18 protein-coding genes and 2 pseudogenes are annotated in these 24,864 nt (G+C 61.1%); 12 read left to right on the top strand and 8 right to left on the bottom strand.

The window, feature by feature from the left end; genetic code table 11:
* Positions 1-5 precede the first annotated feature (5 nt).
* A complete protein-coding gene (locus tag QF038_RS09830; RefSeq protein ID WP_307609979.1) occupies positions 6-3,806 on the bottom strand; it encodes a hypothetical protein in 3,801 nt (1,266 codons plus the stop codon).
* 151 nt (positions 3,807-3,957) lie between these two features.
* Positions 3,958-4,263: a helicase associated domain-containing protein gene (locus QF038_RS09825; RefSeq protein ID WP_307609978.1), complete on the bottom strand. Its 306-nt coding sequence runs from the start codon at positions 4,261-4,263 to the stop codon at positions 3,958-3,960.
* Positions 4,264-4,373: 110 nt separating this feature from the next.
* Between QF038_RS09825 and QF038_RS09820 the strand changes: the two are divergent.
* Together QF038_RS09820 and QF038_RS09815 are read left to right on the top strand one after the other, a co-directional pair.
* A pseudogene (locus QF038_RS09820) lies at positions 4,374-5,191 on the top strand (IS5 family transposase); the annotation flags it as partial.
* 510 nt (positions 5,192-5,701) lie between these two features.
* Positions 5,702-6,505: an MBL fold metallo-hydrolase gene (locus QF038_RS09815; protein WP_307609977.1), complete on the top strand. Its 804-nt coding sequence runs from the start codon at positions 5,702-5,704 to the stop codon at positions 6,503-6,505.
* Between the two features lie 1,273 nt (positions 6,506-7,778).
* Here QF038_RS09815 and QF038_RS09810 read toward each other — a convergent pair.
* From QF038_RS09810 to QF038_RS09790, 5 genes are all read right to left on the bottom strand, one after another.
* Positions 7,779-8,534 carry a hypothetical protein gene (locus QF038_RS09810; protein ID WP_307609976.1) on the bottom strand — a complete coding sequence of 252 codons (756 nt, stop codon included), beginning with the start codon at positions 8,532-8,534 and terminating at the stop codon, positions 7,779-7,781.
* Positions 8,531-9,205 carry a DUF4386 domain-containing protein gene (locus QF038_RS09805; protein ID WP_307609975.1) on the bottom strand — a complete coding sequence of 225 codons (675 nt, stop codon included), beginning with the start codon at positions 9,203-9,205 and terminating at the stop codon, positions 8,531-8,533. The genes QF038_RS09810 and QF038_RS09805 overlap by 4 nt, the downstream gene beginning before the upstream one ends.
* Before the next feature lie 135 nt (positions 9,206-9,340).
* A complete protein-coding gene (locus QF038_RS09800; RefSeq protein WP_307609974.1) occupies positions 9,341-9,937 on the bottom strand; it encodes a hypothetical protein in 597 nt (198 codons plus the stop codon).
* Positions 9,938-10,075: 138 nt separating this feature from the next.
* Positions 10,076-11,083: an NAD(P)-dependent alcohol dehydrogenase gene (locus QF038_RS09795; RefSeq protein WP_307609973.1), complete on the bottom strand. Its 1,008-nt coding sequence runs from the start codon at positions 11,081-11,083 to the stop codon at positions 10,076-10,078.
* On the bottom strand, positions 11,080-11,484 hold the full coding sequence (locus tag QF038_RS09790) for a hypothetical protein (protein WP_307609972.1): 405 nt from the start codon (positions 11,482-11,484) through the stop codon (positions 11,080-11,082). The genes QF038_RS09795 and QF038_RS09790 overlap by 4 nt, the downstream gene beginning before the upstream one ends.
* A 529-nt stretch (positions 11,485-12,013) precedes the next feature.
* Between QF038_RS09790 and QF038_RS09785 the strand changes: the two are divergent.
* The 7 genes and pseudogenes from QF038_RS09785 to QF038_RS09755 all read left to right on the top strand — a co-directional run.
* A pseudogene (locus QF038_RS09785) lies at positions 12,014-12,847 on the top strand (serine/threonine-protein kinase); the annotation flags it as partial.
* A 267-nt stretch (positions 12,848-13,114) separates the two neighbouring features.
* Entirely contained in the window at positions 13,115-15,172 is a 2,058-nt protein-coding gene (locus QF038_RS09780; RefSeq protein ID WP_307613440.1) for a LuxR C-terminal-related transcriptional regulator, read from the top strand.
* A gap of 460 nt (positions 15,173-15,632) precedes the next feature.
* On the top strand, positions 15,633-16,379 hold the full coding sequence (locus QF038_RS09775) for a DUF4386 domain-containing protein (RefSeq protein ID WP_307609971.1): 747 nt from the start codon (positions 15,633-15,635) through the stop codon (positions 16,377-16,379).
* A 139-nt stretch (positions 16,380-16,518) separates the two neighbouring features.
* A complete protein-coding gene (locus QF038_RS09770) occupies positions 16,519-17,562 on the top strand; it encodes an NAD(P)-dependent alcohol dehydrogenase (RefSeq protein WP_307609970.1) in 1,044 nt (347 codons plus the stop codon).
* 17 nt (positions 17,563-17,579) lie between these two features.
* Entirely contained in the window at positions 17,580-17,837 is a 258-nt protein-coding gene (locus QF038_RS09765; protein ID WP_307609969.1) for a hypothetical protein, read from the top strand.
* Between the two features lie 23 nt (positions 17,838-17,860).
* Positions 17,861-18,706 (top strand): SDR family oxidoreductase, encoded by an 846-nt coding sequence (locus QF038_RS09760; RefSeq protein WP_307609968.1) that lies wholly within the window; start codon positions 17,861-17,863, stop codon positions 18,704-18,706.
* A 224-nt stretch (positions 18,707-18,930) separates the two neighbouring features.
* Positions 18,931-19,839, top strand: coding sequence for a DUF4389 domain-containing protein (locus QF038_RS09755; RefSeq protein ID WP_307609967.1), 909 nt, complete (start codon positions 18,931-18,933; stop codon positions 19,837-19,839).
* Positions 19,840-20,307: 468 nt separating this feature from the next.
* Here QF038_RS09755 and QF038_RS09750 read toward each other — a convergent pair whose 3' ends face one another.
* Positions 20,308-21,009, bottom strand: coding sequence for a TetR/AcrR family transcriptional regulator (locus QF038_RS09750; protein WP_307609966.1), 702 nt, complete (start codon positions 21,007-21,009; stop codon positions 20,308-20,310).
* 92 nt (positions 21,010-21,101) lie between these two features.
* Here QF038_RS09750 and QF038_RS09745 point away from each other — a divergent pair, with 92 nt between their 5' ends.
* The 3 genes from QF038_RS09745 (at position 21,102) to menC (ending at position 24,860) form a co-directional block, all read left to right on the top strand.
* A complete protein-coding gene (locus QF038_RS09745; RefSeq protein WP_307609965.1) occupies positions 21,102-21,698 on the top strand; it encodes a hypothetical protein in 597 nt (198 codons plus the stop codon).
* A complete protein-coding gene (locus tag QF038_RS09740) occupies positions 21,695-22,183 on the top strand; it encodes an NAD(P)H-binding protein (RefSeq protein WP_307609964.1) in 489 nt (162 codons plus the stop codon). Before QF038_RS09745 ends, QF038_RS09740 begins: the two co-directional genes overlap by 4 nt.
* A 1,546-nt stretch (positions 22,184-23,729) precedes the next feature.
* Positions 23,730-24,860 (top strand): o-succinylbenzoate synthase, encoded by a 1,131-nt coding sequence (gene menC, locus QF038_RS09735; protein WP_307609963.1) that lies wholly within the window; start codon positions 23,730-23,732, stop codon positions 24,858-24,860.
* Positions 24,861-24,864 lie beyond the last annotated feature (4 nt).

The following is a 24,864-nucleotide window of genomic DNA, read 5'->3' as shown; positions in this document are numbered from 1 at the left end:
ACACCCTATCCGCGTCGGAGGTTGACTCTGAACTCCGAACCGGTCGGGTTGGTCTCACGACTGCTCACCTGACGGACAGCCACAAGACGATCCGCTAGCTTGAGGTTTGCCTGAGTAAACGGGAGCTTCGTGTGACCGCCGTTTGTGGCCAGCTTTCGGTATCTCTCTGGCATGAGGTGCATAATTGCAAGCACGTCGTCAAGCACCAGCGAATCAATTTCGAGCGCGATCAGCTGCACAATGGAGCTCGCGTCGACGCCGGCGGAGGCCATTACAAGTAGATTCGCAGCTCCCACTGTGAGGGCTTTTGACAAAGCGAAGCGGGCCAGTTCATTGAGCGCCATTCGTCCCGTTGACGATTCAAAGTCACTCAGATTGAGCACTATTGTTTTCTTGATCTCATCTGAGATGCTCTTGTCCTCCGCAAGGGAAGCAAAGTCATCCGCAGAGAAATCGAGCGACCGGACGTAGTCAACAAAATCTTCTGACGACTGAATGTAAGAACTCTTCACCGGCCAAGAAGCTGTGGCGAGCTCCGCAAACGCTCTAGCCGAATCCTCGACCAGGCCTGCGGCCAAGACTGCGCCAGCCATCCCCACGTCTTCACCACCAAGGTCAAGGTCCTCTATCGGCAATGGGGCTTGGAGCCCGAGGCTCACTGCAAGTTGCACCCGCTTTTCATAATTCAACTGATTGGTTGTGAGCAGCGTCAGCGCCAAGCTGATCTTGTTCGACTCATCGACTGATTCGAGTTTGGTGATTTCATCGGCGGACCTCAGCGTTGCGGCAAGCTGCATGTCGATGCTGCCTCGCTTATCGATGTAGCTCGCCACATTGCTGTAATTTGGCGCAAGCTTTCCTGTCTGTGCGACGATGGGCCAGAGCTTCTCGTTCAGGTTCGCGATCGTGTTGACGATGACTCCCGAGGACCTTTCGGCGACCTTCAGCACCTCATCCAGGTTCTTGTTCGCCAGCCTGTTGAGGATTTCAGTGAAATTCTTATGGCTCGCGATTGTGTGATTGGTTGACTCCGAGTTCGCTTGAATGTCCAGATAGCTCGAGAGATTGTCTGCCGCGTATTCGAAGACGTTCTCGCTGGCCGAGCGGAGAATGTCCAGTGCGAGATTGGTCTCGCCATCAATCGCTGCCGTCAGGTTCGCATCGGTCATCTCATACAGCGAGCTCTCGACAGCCAACGGTCGAAGCACCGCCGACAAGGAAGAGAGAGAAGCGAATGTAACGCTTGCGTCCTTCAGGACTGCAACCACTGTTTCGAGGGAGATGACGTCGCGTCCACCGACCAGGGCCTTCACCTCCAAATAGTTCGACTGGATGAAGTCTCTGACCACTGGCGACGTCAAGTAGTGGTGCTTGGCGGACAACACAGAGAAGGCGATGTCAAGAAGATCAGATCGCTCTCCCTCAGCGACAGACTCGTCAGTAACCAAGAACTCGAGAATGCCTGTCCAACTTGGCGCGAGGCGTTCGACAAGTGCCGCCTGCTCATGACCGCTCGCGAAGTAGGCAGTTCGTATCGCGAAATCTTCTTCGCGGTCTCCGCCGATCAGCGGCATCGAGCGATCGAGTCTCGCATCTCCGCTCGCTAAGAGGTGGTCGAGCAACTGGATATTGTAAATGCTTCGCTCGTTGAAGATCCCGTCGCCAACTTCGTCAAGCATTGCTGCGATCTGTGGTCCGGTTCCGATCTCGGCGTTAATGTCCACTGTGCCCGAATCGACTGAATGAAGGATGAAGTTCCTAGCTTGGGCTGTCACGGTGTCGTCGTAGTAGAGGGAGACGTACAAGCTGAAGTTTCTGTCGATATAACCGGCTTTGATCAGATCAAGGGTCAGCCCCTTACCGAGGTGCCGCTCGGCGATAGCAGAGAAAGATTCGATTCCATGATCGGAATCGAGGACGATGTCGTGTCGCTCAGCTAGTTGCTGCATCGTCGCTGTTTTTAAGAATTCCCGCAGCTCAATGGACTTATCGATAGTATTCTGCAGCATTCTTGCATCTGCTGTTTCCCACTCTTCGAGATTCAGTGAATCGTTGAGTTCCTTGCGGAGGTCGTCCAACGTGATATTGAGCTGAAACTTGACCCGATCCTGATAATACTGGACCTGAACATTGATTTGATACTCGAGCTTGAGCGCGAGTGATTCGTCCTCAAGCCACGATTTCCAGAAGGCGGATTCACGAATCTGAGCCAAGGTGATGGCGGTCGACAGTGTGAAGCTCGCCTTGTCCAAGGACTGACCCGCGGATCGCAGCAACCTGTCCATATACTCTTCGAGTCCGTTACCAAGTATTTCTGCGCGAGACTCGATCAGTTCAAGCTTCCGCTTCCTCGAGCGCGCAAGGCGAGCTTCCTGCTCCGCAGAAGCAATCTGAGTGTTGACTAGCTTCCGAAAATCTGTCCAAACGTCGTCGAGACGGCTCGTACCCTCTTTGACCTTCTCGAAGTCCGTCATGCTGAGATTCTTGTAGACGATCATTGCGAACAACGGTTGCGGCTGGAGCTCGTCCAGGTGACCGGGCGCGAGGATTTTTTGAGCGAAGATGCCGAACTCGTTGTGGATGTTCTTGATCAGTCGCATGTCCACCAGATACGCGGACAAGATATCGAGAAGCGGCTTTCCGATCTCAAAGCCGGACGACTTCATCTCCTTTGCAATCAAGTCGCGCGCATTACGATGGCTAATAAAGGGAACGACCGGGATGACAACATCGAAGAATTTAGTCCGGTTGGTAACGGCCAGTTGCTGAATCTCTTGCGCGGACAGCTTGACGCCGTTGATCGATATCTTCCCAAGCTGTTCAAAGATGCTGTCCTTGATGGCATACACGAACGTGATTCGCTTGGGAGCGATCTGCTTTGAGTTGTTGAGCAACGTATTTAATTCGCGCAGCGTCTCGAAGATGTAGGGGTCGTTGAAGCGGTCGATGTCCTCGAAGACGACGACGTCGTAGGGATTCGCTTCGAAGAAGTAGACGAGCTCGTCGAGGTACTGGTCGAAGAAGCTGCCCGTATTGTCGGTGAGCGAGATGGAGGCCGGTCCGGACGTGAGCTTCTCGATCCATACCCTGTTGTGCAAGAGCGCCTGCAATCCCTGCGCCATCGCGAGCACGAGCATGAAGACACCGGCATAGATGAGTATGGCCGGCCATAAGGCGTTGTCGAAGATTGACTGAACCTTGGAGGTCGCTCCGGTCAACAGTGCGATCGCCGTGAGAGCTGAGGCAAGCAGGGCCGAAAACCCAAATGCACGCCCTCGCCGAAAGCCTTCGATCCGTCGATATCGAGACCCAGGAACGCTAGATGGCTTCTCTCGATACAGTAGTTGCTTGACGATCTCCTTCTGGATGGCGTTCGTTATCGCCGGCGTTGCCAACGGGTCCTTCTTCGCCGAATCGTCACGTGTAGCGACTTCCTCGTTTCCGAGCGTCGACAACGAAACACTCACCAGGCGACCGCTGAAGTCTTCAACAACCTTGCTCAAGATACTGCTTTTGCCAGAGCCGTAGCTGCCGGTCAGCGCGATGTTGCACGGCCGCAGTTCTTCAACCTCTGCTTCCTCACTGTGGCGCTTCGCCTTGCGAGCGGGCTTGTCGAGTTCGCCTTTGAGGTATTGGACGTACAGCTCATGGCTCGCGGGGTCGAATGCTGGCCGTAGCGAATGAATCGAGAAGAGATCCCACTTCTGACCCTCAGATCCGCTAGTCGCATCTTCCGTGTCAATTCCTGGCGAATCGTCCGTCACCGTTGCGTCGCGCGGGTGTTCCTCAGGATGCTCAGTACTCATGTTGAGCACGTTACATGGCCGATACGACACTAAACTCATGCTCCTTGGCGAGATCACGTACATAGACCGGAATTACGCCGTTGAAGCTTTCACCAACGCGTGTCTTCTTTGAGTTGGCCGGCGCGGTCCAAGTATCGACCTACCTGCGTGATCATCCTTGGGGACGCCATTCCCTTTGCGCCATTGCTTCGCGGCGGCGCTGATCCTTACGCCTCTCCGGTACCAATTCATCGAGCAGGGCCACCTTGTCCTTGGACAGTGAGCCTGCCTTGAGTCCTTGCCGTTGCGAGTGGATCCAGGCGCTGAGCACGCGCTCGGTCTCATCTTGGGGTTCGTGCAGGCTCGGCAGACGCTGTGCGATGGCAAAGAGCGCAGCGACCTCAGTCAGCCGTGAGTTCCAACGCTGTGCTTCCTCGTGGGCTCGCGCCGATCGTCGCCAACCGGGAAGCTGGTCCAACAACTCAAGCTGAGCCTGCACAAGAAGGCCGCGCGATGCTTTCTGGCGCTGAACGGTGGACTAGGGCGTGTCTGCTAAATATTCGGCGTCCGATGTTCGAGGCTGGATGGATGGTTCGTTCGAATGTGGTTTCAGATAATTGTGGGCGGTGCTTGAGCCCGTTCTCGCGACGGCACAGGGCCGGCGGGGGCGTCCGTGGAATGATCACCGTTTGACGTTGGAGGGCATTTGCTGGCGCTTTCGCACCGGGTCGCCGTGGCGTGATCTGCCGGTTGAGTTCGGTGCCTGGCAGTCGGTGTGGGAACGGCACCGGCGCTGGTCTGCCGACGGATGCTACGAGCGGATGTTCGCTGCGGTGAAGGCGGCAACCGGGGCGCAGGCATGGAGTTGGAGTCATTGCTCTCCGTTGATTCGACGAGTGTTCGGGCACATCAGCATGCAGCCGGAGCGCCGAAGCTGAAGGTCGATCCGGACCACACAGGGGGCACGGTCGAGTTACAAGTTTCTGCTCAACGAGCCGGCTGACCACGCGATCGGACGCTCCAGAGGCGGACTGACAACGAAAATCCACGCTCTCACCGACCGGGCGTGCGCGCCGGTCACGATGTTGCTGACTCCCGGCCAGGCCGGTGATAATCCGCAACTGTTGCCACTGCTGGACGCGCACAAGATCCAACACGGCACGCAGTTCCGGCTACTGGCCGACAAGGCCTATTCCCATCCCTCGACGCGCAGCGAGCTACGCTCCCGCCGGATCAGGCACACCATCCCGGAGCGCTCAGATCAAATCGAACGACGGAAGGCCAAAGGCTCGGCCGGAGGCAGGCCCCCAGCCTTCGATCCGTCAACCTATAAGGAACGCAATACCGTTGAGCGCGGCTTCAACCGCCTCAAACACTGGCGCGGAATCGCAACCCGCTACGACAAGTAGGCGACCACATTCCTCGGCGGCGTGCTACTCACCGCGGTGGTCACATTCCACCGAGTACACAATTAACAGACACGACCTAAGAAGCCGACCGTGCCTCCTGCGCTCCCGCGGCCCTGGTCGCAGGCAGTCGATGATGCTCCAGGATAAAGTCGCGTGATTCCTGCCAGCGGGTCTTCCATCGCTGGAGCGCTTTGCCGTTCTCGGGCCTGTACAGGGGGCTGTTCGCTTCGTTAGCAAATCGGCGTGTGCCCACTCCCCGACTCGATCGGAGAAGCACCCGCTGCACCCCAGAATTGTCCCAAGGAGACTTAATGAACGATCCGCGCACACCGATCCGGCGCAGCCCCCGCGGGCAGGCCATGGCCCCGCCAACGGTGCCGATTCGGGCCGAGGCCTTCGACGACCCACACGGCACCGTCCTTTACTGGCTCGGTATGGCCGGATTTCTGATCAACGCACGAGGAACGTTGCTGGCCTTCGACCCGCTACTCCAGGACTTCGACATCCGTGCTCATCGACTTCCCGCTGCAAGCGGCAGACGTCCCCCGACTCGATGGGATCCTGGTCACTCACGCGAACAATGACCACTTCGGCGTGCCGACATGTACGGCCCTGAATGAAGTCACCCAGCGGTTCCACTCGACCCGCTACGTCTCCGATCTGATGCACGAGCGTGGCATGCCCGCCGATGGCCACGGTATCGGCGATGCCTTCTCCGTCGGTGGGGTCCGGGTCACGGTCACGCCGGCCGACCATGCCTGGCAGAATGCCGCGCCCCAGCCGGGGCAGCGTACCTTTCATGATGAGGACTCGTGTGGCTTCTGGATCGAAACCCTTGACGGCGTGATCTGGGCACCAGGGGATTCACGGTTGATCCGCGAACACCATCTGACCATGCCGACTCCGGACGCGCTACTGTTCGACTTCTCAGACAGTGAGTGGCACTTCACCTTCGACGGCGCGGTCGAGATGGCCAATGCCTATCCCGACGCGGACTTGCTCCCGCACCACTGGGGCTCGGTGGACTCCCCCGAGTTCGCTCCGTTCAACGCCGACCCGGACACGCTCCGGGACGTCGTGGTCAACCCCAAGCGCATCCGCGCCACTCGCACCGGGCGAGCCTTTCCGACTGGGGGCGCGTCTGATCGTCTGAATCTTATGCAACAGCAAAACGTCCGTGTCCAGGTCATATCCGATCCGGCCAGGAGGGACAGCCTTTTCTGGTGCAGCGGATCGGATCGGAAACGACGGCATGACCACTATCCTGCCGCCTCGCACCGACAAGAATTGATTGTCAGGGGTCCTGCATAGCTCGTGTCCATGAGCAACAGCGACGACCTGGACATCGTAGGAAGAAAAGAAGCGATCCCCCAGAAAGAAGAGGACCTGAAAGCGTGGTGCCCTTCCCGTGACGAGAACGTCGGCCGAATGATCAAGATACATGGCTCGGACGAGTGGTACCTCACGTGCCCCACCTGCGGGACACGAAGGGCCGGAGGCAGTACCGTGCTCCCCGACCACCAAAGCCCAGGCCTACGATGGCCGGCTCGTCGAGGACCAACTCAGCTTCGAGATCAACGAATCCGCCCCCAACCCCTCTTAGTCGCGGCCCGCGCGCAGCGAAAGGATCTCACCACGCTCGAGGACCTGGACTGCGTCTCGTGCGACCAGTTCGATTGCCCGTCACAACTCGATGAGCCCCAGCCACCCCTACACGGTCGATGGGCTGGATTAGACGAAAAACACCCTGGCGAGGTCCTCAATCGCATGCAGCAAGGACGCCTCCGAGCTCATTCCCTCACGCCCGCGACGGCCGGAAAAGAGGGCACCAACGTTACTAATGAGGTGGGTCTTTGCTGTGCCACAAAGATGTGCACAAATAGGCCGAAACCCGCGTAATCCCGGGGATTTTGGTACCCACCTCCTATATCAACTTTGGTGGCACGGAGGTCTTGTGGTCACGCCAGTGAAAGTTGTTTTAGGAGGTGGGTGGCCTTGGTACTGCGTTTTCGCTGGTCAACGGCGTCTTCGTGCTATCCAACGATGGAACTGGCGTGACGATCAAGCCCATCGTCCGGTAGTGAGCGGGCGGCGATCAGGTCCTTGCGGGAGCCCACCTGTTAGAAGACCGACCGACAAATGTTGAAACATGAGATGGGTGGGCGGCTCGAGGCTAGCCACGTGCTTCAGGAAGACCGACCAGAAGTCCGCAGAGGCTCGAGGCTGCCAGCTAACACTACACAGGAGAGCCGGAGAGTCCGCGCCGGTAGTCCACTCGCCATCACCTGGCGGACTTCAAGCAGAGTCGTGTCAGCTACTGCCTCCGCCCTGGCGTTGCCGGGCACGGAGGATCTGCAGCAGCTGGGGGCGGTCCTCCGCGATGCGCTAACGTCGCTCTCGGTGTGTGCGCAGGCCCTCGTTGATGGCCTCGATCACGAGCGCTTTGAGTGCACTGCCGCCGCCGAGGTCCTCGGCGAGGGTTGCCCTACGGAATTGTTCCTGTCGTGGAGGAGCACCTTGTGCAGAATGGCTTCTCCGACGCCGGGCACTGACATGACGCGTGCTCTCTCGTCTCGGGGTCGGTCTACCCCTCGGCTTCTCGTGGGGCGGGCCCGCGTGTGGAGGGCGGCACTGCACGGTATTCAGCAATACTCGTGGCCATCGACCAGACCACCAGTGCCAGGATGCCAGGAAGAAAGCCGTACCCGAACACGCTGTCTTTACCGAGGCCTACGACGGCCGTCAAGAACGTGATGAGGAAAGCGACCGCCCCGACTAGTGCCACGACTCCGGTCCAACGGGGGAAGGAACCGCTTCGCAGTGTCGACAGTCCGACGGCGCCTAGGAAGGCGGCAAAGCCCATCGCGGCAACCAGGTACGGGCCGGCGGACGCGGCTGCCACCGCTCTAATGGCGACCGGATCCGCGTCGGCACCCCTACTGGTCGCGGATGCGACGTTAACGAGGGCCATCCCGATGCCCGCGATGCCAACGAGAGCCCCCCCGAACGCGGCGTAACCTAGCGTCCCGGACCAGCGAACCGTCGGCTCCGCGCTCCCCAGTGTGCTTCGAATGGTCGCCACGAAGTACAAGAACGCGACGCCTCCAAAAAGGATGAGGGACGCACCGATGCCGCTCCTCGGCCCAACCTCGCCCGCCCAAGTCCTCCAGTCCTCGTCGGTGGCCGTGTAGTCCGGTGTGTTGCCACCGCTCAGGAACCAACCGAGGAGGAGGAGTACTGCGAACGCGAAGCCGGACAGAGCGAGCAGCCGTTGCCACCGCCTGGGGAGGGCATCGGTCGACCGCGGGCTGCGTGAACCCGGTGTGGGCTCGAGAGTCATGGCTCGCTGGAAAGGATCGGACTATCCCGCCTGAACCCCCGGAAAGCGCAGTAGAAGCCGACGAATAGCTCCCAGATGGCCTCCGGCACGACAAGGACGCGCGCCGCGCTTCCTGCCTCCCACAAGTCGAAGAGCACGCCAAGCTGCCCAATCAGGAGAAGTGGCCCTCCGATGAGACCGAACCAGGCCATGCGTCGCGGGACGAGGCCAGAGCGGTACATCAGGTAGCCGAGTATCAGGCCGTTCCCGATGGGGACGATAAGTCCTGGGCCGAATAAGAAGGACAAGTCCTTCAGCGCTGCTAATGAGACAGCGACGTCGGCTGCCTCGGGAGCCTCGTGGCGCAGGGCGACGATCGCGAGCACGAACAGGATCCCAGATGCAATGAAAACACTCTCCATGATTCGAGCGGCGACGAAGGATATCGCGAGCGTCTTGTAGCGGCGCATCGCGATCGGGTAGAGAACGACGGCTGTTCCGACGTTCGAGATGATCAGCAGAAACTCCAGGAATGCGGCCAGATAGATCTGCGTGTCGCTCCCGCCACCCGCGAAGTAGCCAGCAGGGTCTTCGAGAACCGGCGCAAACAGAAGCGCCGCAGGAATCGAGGTGAGGAACGTGATGATGAACAGGACTCCGAAGATCCGCGCGGTCCTCTGGTCGTCAGTCATTCCGCCTCCCCTGCCATCCCTGTCTGGAGTCTAGGGAAACATTCGCCCTGAGGCAACGACTCACGGTTCCCGGACCTATTGACATGAGGCAACAGGTGGAGGCGGAGTCTTCTCTGATCGGGCGCCGGTGCGGCTCTATCGGGACTGGAGAGCATCCAGCGCGACCGCCATCGCCGCCGCAACCCGGCCGTCGAGTCGTGCGCCTGGGAGGGTGATCAGGTACCGGTCGCGCAGGGACCGTCCCCGTTCTGATGTCATGAGCACTTCTCCGTTCGGGTCGACAAAGTCGAAGTGGAAGCGGAAGGGCGAAGGGATGGCGTCTCCGAGGGGTGTCGCTTCCCATATGCGCCGGCCGATGGCGACGCCGAGGCTGCGTTCGCTTCCGGTGACTGTGACTCCGGAGGCTTCCAGGTGCCAGGTCGACCGCAGCAGCGACTTGCCGAAGTCTTTTCGGAAGCTGCCGATCGGTTGTCCACCAGCGTCCAGCACGTCATATGTGGCGCCGAGGTCGAGGCGTTGCCGGGCCTTAAAGGAGAAAAGCGCTAGGGTCCTTGACTCGTCCTGGTAGAAGGTCACCTGCTCTTTGAAAGCGGCCCGCTTCTGCTGGGCGACGGCGAGCAGGTGCCCAGGCTGCCCGTCTCCGGCCACGGAACGTATTTCGTACCGGTTCACCATCAGGGTGAGCTTCTGAGTCACGGCGAACTGCTCGATGCCTTGGGCAAGGTCTGTCATGTGCGTCCTCCGTGGTTAAGGCGGTCTGGAAAAGTGTGGGGTCCGCCTGTTGCTGTCTTCTCTGCCTTGTCTAGATCCTGGTCGTGAGAGCTAAGTATAGGTTCACGGCACTTTGAGGGCTGCCAGAATGGAAAGGCGTTACCTGATTTCGCCCGACGACTGGCGCGTGGATGGAACAGCGACTCGCACGACGACGTTGCCTCTTTTCCGGCCTGTGCTGACGTGCCGGTGTGCCTGGGCGATGTCGGTGAGGTCGAAGGCGCGGTCGATGACGGGGCGGAATTGTCCTGCCTCTGCCAGCTGTGCGATTCGGGCGAGGTCAGCAGCGGTGAACGGGACGTTGCCGGCGGTGATGTGCGTCCCGGTCCGGCGTGAGCGCAGACCTGCGGCCAGAACCCCGATGAGGTCGGCAGTGACAGACAGCAGGGCTCCCCCGGGCTTGATCAGCGGCTGCAATCGCCGGAATGGTACGTTGCCGACACAGTCCACGATGACGTCGTAGGCAGCCGCTGCCTGGGTGAAGTCTTCCTTGGTGTAGTCGATAACCGTCCCGGCGCCAAGGGAACGGACCATGTCAGCGTTGACGCCGCTGCACACTGCCGTGACGTGGGCACCTGCGAGGTTTGCGAGCTGCACGGCTGCGGTCCCGACGGCGCCCGAGGCCCCGTTGACAATCACCGCCGTCCCCGGACCTATGCCGGTCCTGCCGAGGAACGCCTGGGCGGTGATCCCGCCGAAGACCAGCGCCGCGGATTCCTCGAACGTCAGGTTCGCCGGCTTTGCTGTAACGGCCCCGTCTTGGGGAACGGTGACGTATTCGGCGTGGCCGCCAAATGTCCCGCCCAGCATCGCGATCACCTCGTCGCGGGGCTTGAAGCGGGCGACGTCGGGACCGACTGATTCGACGATGCCGGCGATGTCCATGCCCAGGACCGGGATGCGCGGGGTGATAAACCCGAGGGTGAGCGAGCTGAGAAGCTTCAGCCCTTTTGGAACGTGTTTGGTCCGGGCCCGGTAGTCGGCGGCGCTGACAGTGGTTGCCTGGACCTTGACCAGCAGCTCGCCGCGCCGCGGGGTGGGTTTGGGCTGTTCCTCGAGCCGGACCACGTCCGGGCCGCCGAAGCGGCGGTACACGGCAGCTTTCATCGCACCGTTCCCCCGCCCGTGCCGGTACCTGTTGCAGTGAGCCTGGCGACGGCGTCGTGGTTGAATCCCCTGAGGACCAGCCAGATGCCCATCCCGAACTCCCAGATGGCCAGGACCAGGGCACCGAATCCGGCCAGCGGCGATACCGGACCCCAGAGGCCAAAGAGCATGCCGACTGCCATGTACGTACCAACCAGCCCGGTGGTGATCATGATCAATCGAACAAGCGTGCTGCGAGCAGTTGTAAGCGGGAGCGCCGGTTCGTCTTCCTGCTTCCCGTCCTTCGTAATCACGAAGCTAGCTGGCAGCAACTCACGCACATAGCTCTCTTCTGCTGCGTTGATTAGCACTTTCCGCTCTGCAGCGTCACGCTCAAGCCAGCCGATCGTATCCCCGGACATAACACAAGCTTAACGGGATGGGGGTGGGAAGACAGGCTCGGCACTAGGCGTTCGGACAGCAGTGTCATCTTTGAGGTCATCTACTCCCGGCTCACCAACATCCGTGCATACCAGTTAGTCTCTGCTCCAGTTAGATGGGAGAATCACGTAGGTGATTGCCTCGTGTCGCCTCGATCCTTAGGCGCTAGCCCTAGAACTTGCCTGGGGTGCCTAAATGAGCGTAAGTTTTGCCGCTAACCCCTGCGCCCGTGACGCCACCGTTGCCCGTTGGTTGTGCATCGGCCTCCGAGGGGCAGGCTATCCCGTTGCTTGTTCTGGCTGTTGTCTTTCCAGTCGTGTAGCGGGAACATTGGGCTTGGAAGCAAAGGCTGTGACCTCGCCAGTCGAGCTGTTGAGGATGCTCCCATCGGCTCAGAAGGGACTCGCTCCAACGAATCTGCAAGGAGACCGGTGTCCGACAGCGATGGTCAGCAGACATCTTATGACTGGTGCTCGCCCTGCGTGGCCTGGCTAAGTCGGTGCTGACTCGATGAGGCTGACTGCTGGCCTTGTTCTGAGTGACCGCTACCAGCTATCGAAGCATGTCGCGGTTGGTGGCATGGGAGATGTGTGGGAGGCGTCTGACTTACTCATCGGCCGCACAGTCGCGGTCAAAATCCTCAAAGACGAATACGTCGGCACTCCAGGCTTCCTCGAGCGTTTTCGCGTGGAGGCGCGGAACGCCGCCTTGGTGAATCATGAGGGCATAGCCATCGTCCATGACTATGGCGAGCTGGAGAACACCGCGTACCTCGTCATGGAGCTGGTGCCCGGCGAGACGCTGGCCGCGGTTCTCAATCGGGAGTCATCCCTCCCTACTGACCGGGTGCTCGACATCGTCGCGCAAACCGCGTCCGCCTTGCAGGCCGCGCATGCAGCAGGGCTCACGCACCGTGATATCAAACCGGGAAACCTCCTCATCACTCCTGGCGGTCGAGTGAAGATCACAGACTTCGGGATCGCTCGCCTCACCGACCAGGTGCCTCTGACATCTGCCGGACAAGTGATGGGCACCGTGGAATACATCTCCCCGGAGCAGGTGAGCGGCCGCCCTGCTTCGCCGGCAACGGACATCTACTCTCTCGGCATCGTGGCCTACGAGGCCCTTGCCGGGCGGCGCCCGTTCACCGGCCTATCGCCAGTCGCGATCGCGCTGGCGCACATGAACGAGACCCCGCCTGATCTGCCCTCGCAGGTACCGGCAGCGGTGCGCAACTTCGTGCTCTCCTGCATGGCGAAGAATCCGTCGGACCGCCCCACCTCAGCGGGGGATCTGGCTAAGGCGGCCCAAGGGCTCCGGTTGGGGAACGTGGCAGGTTCCTCAAAACGAGCTAGCCGCGACGCCCGACAGCGCCGCCGAGGCAACCTGCCGGCAGAGATCAGCAGCTTCATCGGAAGGCGGCGCCAACTACAGGAGGTCAAAACCAACCTTGCCTCTTCCCGCCTGGTTACACTCGTCGGACCGGGTGGTGTGGGCAAGACACGCATCGCATTGCGAACAGCGGCCGACCTGGAGCGGGGAGTCGCCGATGGGGTCTGGCTCGCCGAACTTGCTGGACTCCATGACGGGAAGCTCGTCCCTCAGGCGGTGATGACCTCGGTGGGGCTTCGCGATGAATCGGACCGTTGGCCGCTGTCACGGCTCAGCGACCACATCGCGGATAAGGAGATGCTCCTAGTCTTGGACAACTGCGAACACTTGGTAGACGCGTGCGCCGTGCTTGCTGATTCTCTACTCCGTGAAGCACCCAAGCTGAGAATTCTCGCGACCAGCAGGCAACCTCTCCGAATTGCCGGAGAACGGGTCGTGACCATCGACCCTCTGTCGCTACCGAAATCCGATGAGCCCCTGGTCCCTGAACGCGCGGCACAGTCTGAGGCGATTGCTCTCCTTCTCGAGCGCGCGGGCGCGTCGGGCGCGGACCTCAGGCTGACCGAGAACAACGTTGCGGACATCGTCGAACTCGCTCGGCAGCTCGACGGCATCCCGCTGGCCATCGAGCTTGCCGCGGGGCGGCTTCGCACGCTGGGCGTGGAGCAACTGCTCGGACGGCTAAGCGACCCATTCCGTCTGCTCAGCGGCGGCAGTGCCGCGGGGCCAGCCCGTCAGCAAACGCTCGAGGCAACGATAGCCTGGAGCCACGACCTCCTCGGCTCCGAGGAGCGAATGGTGCTGCGACGCCTGTCCGTCTTCCCGGCTTCGTTCACGTTGGACGCCGCCGAGCGCGTCTGCGTTGCCGGGCCGCCCCCCTCGCCAGATGTTCTTGATGCTCTCACCGCTCTCGTCGACCGTTCCTTCATCAACGTCGAACGAACCGGCAGACAGGCCCGCTACCGTCTCCACGAGACAATGCGCCATTTCGCCTTAATGCGGCTCCGCGAGGCCGGCGAGGAGCGCCTCGCCCGCCACGCGCACCTATCGTTTTTTGCCGAGATGTGCCGCCGAGCTGACTCGGACGGCCGCGAAGTGGATGACGAAACCACGCTTGCGTTCCTCGAGGCACTCGATGCCGAGGCGGAGAACATCCGAGGGGCACTCGGGTTTTGCTTGACAGACCCCAGCTATGCCGAAGTTGGCCTCAAGATGACGACCGGCCTGGGCCGGTACTGGACGAACCGAGCGGTAAGCGAGGGCGTCCACTGGATCGACCTCCTCCTGGAAGCGCCAGCCAGCGACGAGAGCGCAAGGGGTCGCGCTTTGTTCGTCCGAAGCTACCTCGCCGTGGCCCAGGGTGACCACTCGGCGGGCCTGGAGGCGGCGGCTGAAGCCGCCCGAATCGCACGCGGTGGAGGCGACGATGTTCTACTCGTGCGGATTCTGGCAATGGAGTCGGCGTTGCACGTCATGAACGCAGACCTCCCCTCAGCCCGGCGTGCCTCAGTTGAGGCACACGAGCTCGCCGACGCGCTAGGCAACGACATCGCGCACATCGCCGCAGCCCAATCCGAGGCGCTGATCGCGTCAATGGACGGCGACTTCGTTCGGATGCGCGAGGTGGGACTGGCCGCCGCAGAGCTATGTAGGCGCGTACATGAGATCTACATGCTCAGCACCCACCTCACCAGCGCAGGAGTGGCCTCTATGATGCTCGGGGACTATGCCGAGGCGGAATCGGCCCTGATCGAGGCGCTGAAAACCACCATTCTCCTCGACGATCGTCCCGGTCTGGTGCTCAGGTTGCAGGCTCTGGCAGCCAACGCCTCGATGGCAGGCCAATCGGAACGCTCCGCCAAGCTTCTAGGGGCCACTGACATGCTGCGAATGCAAGGCGGATACCGCGTCAGCCCCTTTATCCGCCCCCTCGTGGAGCAGGCCACGAAGCTTGCGAACGCTCAACTCGGCAATGAACGATACTCGCGAGCTTTGCGCGAAGGCACCCAACTCGACAATGACGCCGCCCTGGCACTCGCACTTGGAACAAAGGCGGCCCGCGCCGCCGGCCCCACACCCAAGACGGCCGATCCCCTCAGCAAGCGAGAGCGGCAAATCGCCGAGCTCGCGGCGGAGGGACTAACCAACAAAGAGATCGCCAGCCGCCTATTCGTCTCCGAACGAACCGTGGAAACGCATATCTACAACATCCTCAACAAGCTCGGCATCAACTCGAGGAGCAAGATCGGTGCCTGGTTTCGGCCCCCGGTCGCCTGAAAGGCTGCAGCCGGCGCCCGGCAACGCCACGTAAAGAATCTCGCGGATCCGCCCGGCAGGTAGCAAGGCCAGCGATACGAGACTGCGCACCGCTTCAATGGTCACCGCCTCCATCAGGAAGACCATCCAACCCTCCTGGTCTGTCACTCCGGCCAGCAGAGGGCGAACGGCGACCGCTCTCTCCCACAGCCTCGACTGAGCCACTCGGAGGGTCCGCATCGCACGGCCAACATCGACCCTGTCGGACTGGGGGACCGGAATCTCGACCAAAAAATAACTCATAGTCCCAGACTCACCCCGCGGCAACGGCACCGTATCCCGGGAAACACCGAGCGGGTACGCAAATCGGGCCTGACTGCCCCAGGTTTTCAGTGCCGGCTACGTACTTACCCGGATTCGACGGGTAAAGGATGACGGGCACGCTGGATACACAGTCACTTCCAACCCGCAAGGACATCTGATGAACCAGGCAACATCTTCCCCCACTGCGATCGCCTCCCCCCGTCCAGCAGATCCGCCTCCGAGCGAGCTGTCCGGCTCCCGCATGAAGCACTCACGGATTCTCGGAGGGCTGTTCTTGGCCGGCTTCCTCGTCTACGGAAGCGGCTCGTCCGTCGTCGCCTCTCTGGTCCACGGCCCGGACTTCCTGAACACAATTGCCCCGCTTCAAACGCTGCTCGCCCTTGGAGCCTTCCTCATGCTCCTCAACACAGCGGTTGACATCGCCAAGGCAGTTCTCTTCTTTCCGATCCTGGAGCGCCACAGCAAACGGACCGCCTTGACGTACTTCGCTGCCCTGATCACACAGGTAGTTTTTCTGAGCATCGGCGCCCTCGCGGTCCTCATGCTCGTCCCGCTGTCTGAACGCGCCGGTGAGCCCGGCGCCGCGACCCTAGGCACGATCCTGGTCGAGTTGAACGGCATGGCCTACCAGGTCGGCCAGATGACGCTCGGCGTCGGCGCAATTTTCCTATGCGCGCTGCTGTTCAAGACCCGGCTGGTCCCACGATGGCTCGCCGTTTCGGGCCTGATCGGGTACACGAGCCACGTCGCTGGAACCATCGCCGAGCTGTTCGGGGTCGAGATCGGCCTCTATCTCACGATGCCCGGCTTCTTCTTCGAGCTCGCACTGCCCCTGTGGCTGCTCATCAAGGGCTTCCAGCGAGAAGCGTTCGAGGGGCGTAACCCCGTGCTGGCGACTGCCTAACCCGTGGTCGCCCCCTCGAGCGCCGCATCCGAACCCGCCAAGCCCGACCGCGTTTGGACGGCTTCACAAGAACTGGCCCGAGTCAGCTTCCCGCCCCCCAAAAAAACCGCACACCCAACAGACCGAAAGGCACCGAATCATGAAAAACACCAGCCCTCCGACGACCGCACGTCAGCAGGCGACCGCACCGGCAACCACAATGATGAAAGCGATTCTGCAGACACGGTACGGCTCGCCCGATGTGCTGCGCCTCGCAGACGTACCAGCACCAATGATCGGCGAGGACGAGGTGCTCATCCGAGTGCGTGCTGCTGGAGTCAACCACGCGGACTGGGTTTACACCTCCGGCCGCCCGCTAATCGCACGCCTGGCCTTCGGGTGGCGGTCACCGAAGCAGAGCATTAGAGGTAAGGATCTGGCCGGTCAGGTCGAGGCAGTAGGCAAGAACGTGACACAGTTCCGCCTGGGAGACCACGTGTTCGCGGAAGTCGAGGCTGGTGCTTTCGCCGAATACGCAATCGTCCCCGCCACACATCTGGCGCTGAAGCCGGCGAATCTCACGTTCGAGCAGGCGGCAACCGTCCCACTGGCGGCGAGGACGGCGCTGCAAGCGCTTCGTGATGGAGGAGAACTTCGGTCCGGACAAACCGTACTCATCAACGGAGCCTCTGGCGGTGTCGGGACTTATGCGGTGCAGATTGCCAAAGCCCTCGGAGCAGACGTCACCGGCGTATCCAGCACGAGAAATACAGAACTGGTCCGGTCGCTCGGAGCCGTCGACGTCATTGACTACACCAAGGAGGATTTCACCGCGAGCGGGCGCCGCTACGATGTCATCCTCGACCTGATCGGCAACCATTCACTGACCCAGCTAAGGCGCGCCTTGACCCGCACCGGCACACTCGTCCTGTCCAGTGGCACCGGCAGCGCCGTATTTGGTCCAATGGGCCGCATCATCAGCGCGCTGGCGCTGTCACCGTTCGTGAGCCAGAACCTGCGCATCTTCTCGCCGAAGTTAGGCACCGAGGTTCTGGATGAGCTGCGCCATCTCATTGAATCCGGCGAGGTCACGCCGGCGATCGACCGTACCTACAAACTCCGCGACGCCCCGGAGGCCATCCGGTACTTCGCCGAAGAACACGCCCGCGGAAAGATTGTCATCTCTATAGCGGAGCAGGCCTGAAGGTCGGGTGCCTTTTCTTGCGAACACGGCTCTGGACCCAGGTCGGACAGCACTGCACCGTCCCGCCACTTCTCCTGCGTGCCCTGACCCTCACCAGCCTGGTGGTGAAGGAACTCCTTGAAATGCAGTACCAGTTAGAAGAACCCTTCATCGTCGACAGCAGCAAAATCACCACAAGGCTCGGCGTCCCAGCCACTCCCCTGAACCAAGCCCTCGCAGAAACATTCAACAGTTACACCAACCCCAGCCATCCCCGCCCGGAACGAGCACGATAATGAAACGCAAGAACATCAGGTCAATGCAGGGAATGACAGTGGTCGTCACCGGTGCCACCGGAGGCATCGGCAAGGCGACCGCAATGGGCCTTGCCATGATGGGAGCCAACCTGGCTATCACCGGCCGGGACATCGAACGCACAGAGGAAACGGCACGGCAGATCCGTGCAGCAGGTGGCGGTCAGGTGGACGTCTTCGTCGCCGACCTATCCTCCCAAGCTCAGCTGCGGCGGCTTGCCGACGAGATGCTGGGCAGCCTCTCCCGGATCGATGTGCTGGTAAACAACGTCGGCGGGTACTGGAACACCCGGCATGCCACGGCAGAAGGGCTCGAGCACACCTTCGCCCTGAACCATCTCGCACCGTTCCTGCTCACCAACCTGCTCCTAGACCGGCTGCAGCAAAGCGCACCGGCCCGTGTAGTCACCGTCTCATCAAACGCCCAGGCCATGGGAAGAATCGACTTCAATGACCTCCAGGGGGAACGTAACTATTCCGGCGCCCGAGCCTATAACCAGTCCAAGCTGGCGAACCTCCTGTTCACCTACGAGCTGGCCAGAAGGCTCCAAGGCACCTCAGTCACCGCCAATGCCCTACATCCTGGAATGGTGAGCACAGGCTTCGGAGCCGAGGACCCCGGTGGCGCACAGCGGCTGTTCGTCCCCATACTGAGGCCCTTCATGCTCACCGAGGCGCGGGGTGCTGCCACCTCAATTCAACTGAGTTCCTCCCCCGCCCTGGAAGGAATCAGCGGCGGCTTCTTCGCCAAGGGCAAACCGCGGAAATCCTCAAAGGACAGTTACGACGAGGCCTCGGCCGAACGGCTCTGGAACGTCAGCGCCGTGCTAACCGGATTGACCAGCACCTGAACAACCACACGAATTGACCACAAAGAAACGGCGCGGCCGTGCCAACTAGAACTGTCATCACCATCTGAAAGCCACGAGGCATCTTTGCCGACACACCTCCCTCCCCAGAGGGATGCACCGTTAAAGCCAACTCAGGAACAAGCCTGAACCCGCTTGCCCCTTCCTTACACCGAGCGACATCGAATCAATCCCGTCAAATAGACAGAAACCCAGGATCAACACTGATGAATACCACCCCAGCCGAAACCTTCGCACAATCCAACCCGCCGCCCGAGAAAATGAGTGCGGCCCACATGTTCGTTCTGATCATGGGAGACTTGCTCACCGCCGGCTCTCTTGCGGTCTTCGCCAACTCCGGGGTCCTGGTAGGGCTTTCCATGCTCGTGGCCGGGCTCGCCCTCATCATCGTCGGGGCCGCGGGACTCGGGAGGAGAATGCTCTCCTCATTCCGGCAGGGAACCCACGGAGCCGGAGGAAGTTACCCTGCACGCCTTGAGGGACAGCTGGATCCCCATCTCACACGTTGGATGTGGCTCGTTAAATGGCTTCTGGCCATTCCCCACTACTTCGTACTCGCCTTCCTAGGGATTGCATTCGTAGTGGTAACCGTCGCCGCAGGAGTCGCCATCCTGTTTACCGGCCGCTACCCCGCCTCGCTCTTCCAATTCACGGTCGGCGTCATGCGCTGGAACTGGCGCGTTGCCTTCTACGCCAATGGCGTGCTCGGCACCGATCACTACCCGCCCTTCACACTTGCGCACACAGACTATCCGGCCACATTCGAAGTGGACTATGCCGAAAAGCTCTCCCACTGGCGGGTACTGGTCAAGTCCTGGCTCCTTGCCCTGCCGCACCTGCTCATTGTCGGTGTGCTCACCGGCAGCATATGGAGCTCCTCAACCGAGGGCGGCACCAACGGGATGTCTCTCCTGGGCTTGCTCGTCTTCATCACCGCAGTGATCCTGCTGTTCACGGGCGTCTACCGCCTCGGACTCTTCAACCTGATCATGGGCATCAACCGATGGATCTACAGAACCATCACCTACACCGCACTCATGCGCGACGACTACCCGCCCTTCCGTCTGGACCAGGGACCACTGGACCCAGCCGCACGCCCCGGACTCCCCACGTAGTCCCGACAAGCCAGCTGTCATAGCTTTCCCAACCGTGTCAGCACGAAGTCCTGCCCCGAGACAAGTCGCCTACCGGTGAACATTGAGAGAGCATTGCATCTAAGCGTCGCACTCCCCTATGGAACGCAGACAAAGACATCTAATCAAAGGACCGAGGGGCCCTGGTCAATTCCAGGGCCCTCGTGCACTCATCTGCCGGCCCGACGGGTCCATCGGCGACATCCATCAAGAGACGTTGGGAGACAGGCGTGCTCAGGTAGCGAAGACGCATAAGCCGCTGCCCCCGCCGTTCCGGGACGAAACAGCGCGGTCCTCGTTCCGGGCGCTGGCTGTTCCACTACAGGCGATCGGACCCCATAGAACTTGAAAGCCGGACAGTCCTTGGTGGAGCGCATCCGCGTCTCCGCGTAAAGTAACCGCGTCACGAGGGCGTGCGGCCCACGAGGTGCCGCGACGAAGGAATCCGGATCAGATCAACCGGCCTGCGCGCGCCCCTCCTGCAATGCCATCCAGCACTTTGTGGAGTCCCCATCTGTACTGTTCGGTGGAGACATAGGTGGCCATGATCTTTGCCGCGGCGGCGGACAGCGGATACTCATCGTCGGGTATCGCCGAAAAGCCCTCATAGCGGGTGGCGATCCGCTCAGCCTCCGACGAAATACTGCCTCCGTCACCGAGCTCTGCCGCTTCCAGGGCTATTGAACCGAACACGTACACGATCAGCAGGTAAGACGCACGGGCCGACTCCTTAGCGTCCAGCCCGGAATCCTGCAGCGTTTCCATAAGGTGTTCGTTCAACGCCAGCGCCCGGCGTCCGTCCATGGGCCCGCCGATCATCAGGTTCACGGCCCCCGGGTGCGCGGTCAGGCGCTCCCGCAGATCGAGTGCCAGAGACTCGATCCGCTGGCGCCAAGGCACACCGCGATCGGAGAAAACGGCAAGATCGACCTGTCCCAGCAGGTGCTCAACAATAGCCTTTACGACCGCCGCTTTGTCGGGGAAGTACGTGTATACGGCATTTGGAGCCACCCCCACCCTGGCTGCAATCCCCCGCACCGACGCGGCATTCACGCCCCCCTCGTCAAGCAGGGCGAGTGCGGCGTCCATGATTTCTGTTTCGGTCAGGATCCGGCGGGGCCCCGGCCTGGAGCTGCGGGCTCGTGTAGTCATGCGTGTCCTCTCTTGACATTCTTCTGTACACCGTACACTATTTGTACATCGTACAGTTTGTACGGTGTACAGAATTAAGAAACAGGGAACACATGAAGACCACCCCAACCCCGATCCGCGCTTGGCTGCTGTGGACCACCAGCTTCCTGGCACTGCCAGTCGGCGGATTCGTCGGGACCATAATCACAGGCCGCATCGACAGCCCGCTGTCCGCGATTTCGGGTGGGGCCATCGCTGGACTCATCATCGGCGCCGGCCAAGCCCTGACCAGCAGCCGCCGGCTCAAGCCCCAAACCTGGATACCGGCAACCGCTATCGGAATGAGCGCAGGACTTGCTCTCGCCGCCGCGGCCGTGGATTACCGCACATCACTGCCAGATCTGGCCCTGATGGGAATCCTGAACGGCCTCATCCTCGGCCTCGCCCAGGCTCTTGCCCTGCCGCCCGCCCTTGGCCGTCGCCGCTGGATCTGGGCAGCCGCCATGCCTGCACTCTGGGGCGTCGGCTGGACCGTCACGACATTGGCCAAGATCGCGGTCGATCAGCAGTTCATCATCTTCGGTGCCAGCGGAGCCCTGGTCGTCACCGCCATCAGTGGACTCCTCCTGAACAGCCTGCCTCCCACCTTTCCGTCCATCAAGCCCACCAAAACCTCCCCAATCGCCGCAACCGCAAAGGCCTCCTCATGAATTCGGACCTGCACGTCATCTTCGGTACCGGAGCAATCGGACTCGCCACCTTCGACGCACTCCGCCGGCGGGGCCGCACCGTCCGCCTGGTCAACCGCTCCGGCAAAGCCGCCGTCCCCGAGGACGTGGAAGTCACTGCCGGAGACGCCACCGACCCGACCTTCGCCGCCCGTGCCGCCCGCGGTGCCGCGGTCATCTATCAGACGATGAACCCTCCCTACCAGGAATGGAACGCACAGTTCCCCGCCCTTCAGTCCGGAGTGCTCGCCGCAGCCGAGGCCGAAGGCGCACGACTGGTCAGCATGGAAAACGTCTACATGTACGGCCGCCCCAACGGACGCCCACTGACCGAGGAACGCGAAAACAACGCCCACACCAAAAAAGGACAGCTCCGAACCAGGATGGCCGAGGAGCTCCTCGCGGCCCACCGGGCCGGGAGCGTCGAAATTGCCATCGGCCGCAGCTACAGCAACACCGAGAGCTGACCACGCCGCGACAACAGCCGATACTCCGATTACCGAAGTACCACGGGCAATGAGGAATCAGCTGTCTCAGTTCCTTGGTTGTGGGGAAGTTTCGGTGGGTCAGTCCCCCACTGCTCGGCATCCGCGGAATCCCGCGTAACCTGACTGTCCTATAAGTTGTCCCAAACTCCCCCCCCACAACCACCCGTGACAGCTACAATATTCGGTACATAGCCGGGATCTGGTGGCCAGGTGGGCCCGGTGTCGTGAGCGCCTCTCCCCCGCGGAAGCCGCGCGAGAAAGCTTCAAGAAGCAGCTGTACGCGCCACCTGCATCCCGCCAACAGAGCGCGGACGGTTGGTAATGCCCCGAGAGCCGCACCCGATTCCGGTCAGTAGAATTTCGCGGCTGAGTGACGTCTAGTCGGCGCATTGTCTACCGGAAAATACTTGACGGCGGCCTCCGCCGGACACGGGTAACTAAGCATCAACAGCCGAGGCCATGACTATTGCCGCTTTCGGGTTGGCGAAATCATTGCGATCGGCGCGAAATAGGCGCGATCAAGACGATGGATTGGCAGTCACGAAAGTGGAAGAGTTTTCTTTCATTTAGGTCATCCCTGATCCAAATAATGAGGCCGTTTTTAGTCCTTTGCTCCACTGTTCCGACAAGGCCCCGGTTCCCCAACGTTTGCAGTGACACGATGTCCCCGGGGCCGAGGCCTGTCCAGATCAGCAGGGGATGTTTTCCGGCGTCATCGCATCGCTGTTCTGCTTTGGGGGTCATCCTCTTGCGTTGCCGTGACGTGGCCTCCAAATCGCTACCGGCATCAGGACTTCTTCACAAAAAATCGATTTCCCGGGTTTGGCCGTAAGCGACTTCGGGGCTGAGGGCGATCGTAAATGTTGTGTAGTCGACCCTGGTGACGAGAATGCCGTACCCAGTTGATTTCTCACGGAGTAGGGAAGTGGCCCGCTCTAGTTGTCGGTCTCGTGAAATCGGGTCCTCGACCCTGACAGTGATTATTGAGGTGGCAATGGACATTTTCGCTCTTTCTTTAGGTCGGGCAAGGCGACCGGACCATGGGCATCTGGAAAAAACCCGAGGAATGGCTCCTTGAGTCCATCAACAAGGACGGCATCACCTCCCCCGGCACCACGCCTACGACGCAGTGGAGTCGATGGATGCGTTGGAGCGCAACGAGGTGGACGTCTTCGTCTCGATGGGCGGCAAGCGCTCATAGAACCTCATTATTGCGGCGACACACCTCACCGCGCGTGAGTCAGAGCAACCAAATAGGGCTTCAGCTTTGTGCGAATCGGACGACCTGCGGGGGCGGTGGAGCGTGGAATGTAGAGGGACAAGACACCAGTGGTCACCGCCATGAGCGAAATGAGAAGGGACTCACCGTGACGAGCAACGCCTTTACGAACCGCCCACTTGAGCTCGAAGATATCGCGCGCTTCGTCGTGCCTGCCGAGACCGCCATCTCGCCAGATTGAACGACGGTTGGCAGGTCACCGACTTCGCCCGCCGCGGCCACTACATTCTCGAAAGGACCCCACACGTGCGCATTCTCAGCATTGACCTCATCGATATCACCCTGCCTCTCGTGTCGCCATTCACCACCTCGTTCAGCACCCAAACCTCGCGCGCACCGCTGCTCGTCAAGGTCGCGGCCGAGCACAATGGCCGTGAGGTGACCGGCTGGGGCGAGTGTGTGGTTCTCGACGAGCCCGTGTACTCGCCCGAGTACCTCGATGGCGCGCGCGAGGTGTTGCAGCGCTTCCTGATTCCGGCGCTCTACACCTGGCAGGATGCGGGCAGGGCGCTCACTGCCGAGCTTGTCGGCCACGTGCTTGAGCACATCGTTGGCCACCGCATGGCGAAGGCCGCGCTCGAGATGGCGATCCTCGATGCCCAGCTGCGGGTGACGGATATCTCCTTCGCCTCCTATTTCGGCGCGACCGTCGACGCGGTCCCGTCCGGCGTTTCGGTCGGAATACAGAAATCGATCCCGGATCTGCTTTCTGCGGTAGGCGGCTATGTCGACCAGGGCTACGTGCGCATCAAGCTCAAGATCCAGCCAGGCTGGGACATCGAGCCGATCCGTGCAGTGCGCGAGCGCTTTGGCGATATCCCGTTGCAGGTAGACGCGAATACCGCCTACCGGCTCGTCGACGCCCCGCACTTGCGCAAGCTCGATCCCTTCAACTTGCTGCTGATCGAGCAGCCGCTTGCTGAGGACGATCTGCGACAGCACGCCCTCCTCGCCCGTGAAATCTCGACACCGGTGTGCCTCGACGAGTCGATTGTCTCTGCCGCCGCTGCCGCCGACGCCATCGCCATGGGAGCCGCAGCAATTATCAACATCAAGCCCGGACGCGTTGGTGGATACCTTGAAGCCAAACGCATTCACGACGTCGCCGTTGCCAATGGGATCGCTGTGTGGTGCGGCGGGATGCTCGAGACCGGCCTCGGCCGGGCGGCGAATGCGGCACTCGCCGGCCTGCCCGGGTTCACCTTGCCCGGAGACATCTCGGCATCCGACCGCTTCTACAAGCAGGACATCACCGAACCCTTCGGCATCGAAGACGGCCAGATCCGGATCCCGAGCGGGGCGGGCATTGGCGTCGAACCGATCCCTGCGGTGCTCGCCGAGGTGACGACAGCGATCGTGACGGTCGCCCCACGGTGAGCTC

The sequence above is a fragment of the Pseudarthrobacter sp. W1I19 genome (genome assembly GCF_030817835.1).
Classification (GTDB): Bacteria; Actinomycetota; Actinomycetes; order Actinomycetales; family Micrococcaceae; genus Arthrobacter.
The sequence above is the reverse complement of the archived record's forward strand: the minus strand, read 5'-3'. Positions and strand labels throughout refer to the sequence as shown.